Annotated in this window: 1 protein-coding gene and 1 pseudogene; both read left to right on the forward strand. The window is 53.5% G+C overall.

The features are described from left to right. Positions 1-130 (forward strand): annotated as a pseudogene (locus tag FYJ40_RS08900) (recombinase family protein); the annotation flags it as partial. A 61-nt stretch (positions 131-191) separates the two neighbouring features. Further along, positions 192-896, forward strand: coding sequence for an IS6-like element IS26 family transposase (locus FYJ40_RS08905; RefSeq protein WP_001067855.1), 705 nt, complete (start codon positions 192-194; stop codon positions 894-896). Positions 897-1,011: the final 115 nt, after the last annotated feature.

A 1,011-nucleotide genomic window follows, 5' to 3' on the forward strand; every position in this document is an offset into this window, starting at 1 on the left:
CACCGGCGACACCGTGGTGGTGCATAGCATGGATCGCCTGGCGCGCAATCTCGATGATTTGCGCCGGATCGTGCAAACGCTGACACAACGCGGCGTGCATATCGAATTCGTCAAGGAACACCTCAGTTGGCACTGTTGCAAATAGTCGGTGGTGATAAACTTATCATCCCCTTTTGCTGATGGAGCTGCACATGAACCCATTCAAAGGCCGGCATTTTCAGCGTGACATCATTCTGTGGGCCGTACGCTGGTACTGCAAATACGGCATCAGTTACCGTGAGCTGCAGGAGATGCTGGCTGAACGCGGAGTGAATGTCGATCACTCCACGATTTACCGCTGGGTTCAGCGTTATGCGCCTGAAATGGAAAAACGGCTGCGCTGGTACTGGCGTAACCCTTCCGATCTTTGCCCGTGGCACATGGATGAAACCTACGTGAAGGTCAATGGCCGCTGGGCGTATCTGTACCGGGCCGTCGACAGCCGGGGCCGCACTGTCGATTTTTATCTCTCCTCCCGTCGTAACAGCAAAGCTGCATACCGGTTTCTGGGTAAAATCCTCAACAACGTGAAGAAGTGGCAGATCCCGCGATTCATCAACACGGATAAAGCGCCCGCCTATGGTCGCGCGCTTGCTCTGCTCAAACGCGAAGGCCGGTGCCCGTCTGACGTTGAACACCGACAGATTAAGTACCGGAACAACGTGATTGAATGCGATCATGGCAAACTGAAACGGATAATCGGCGCCACGCTGGGATTTAAATCCATGAAGACGGCTTACGCCACCATCAAAGGTATTGAGGTGATGCGTGCACTACGCAAAGGCCAGGCCTCAGCATTTTATTATGGTGATCCCCTGGGCGAAATGCGCCTGGTAAGCAGAGTTTTTGAAATGTAAGGCCTTTGAATAAGACAAAAGGCTGCCTCATCGCTAACTTTGCAACAGTGCCCCACATCTTTTGTCACCAACGAGCGGCTGCCTATCACCGCACCGTGCCCGATCTTGATTCCGG

Origin of the sequence: Collinsella sp. WCA1-178-WT-3 (M1) (genome assembly GCF_009696325.1) — a bacterium.
In the GTDB taxonomy this organism is placed as follows: Bacteria; Actinomycetota; Coriobacteriia; order Coriobacteriales; family Coriobacteriaceae; genus Collinsella.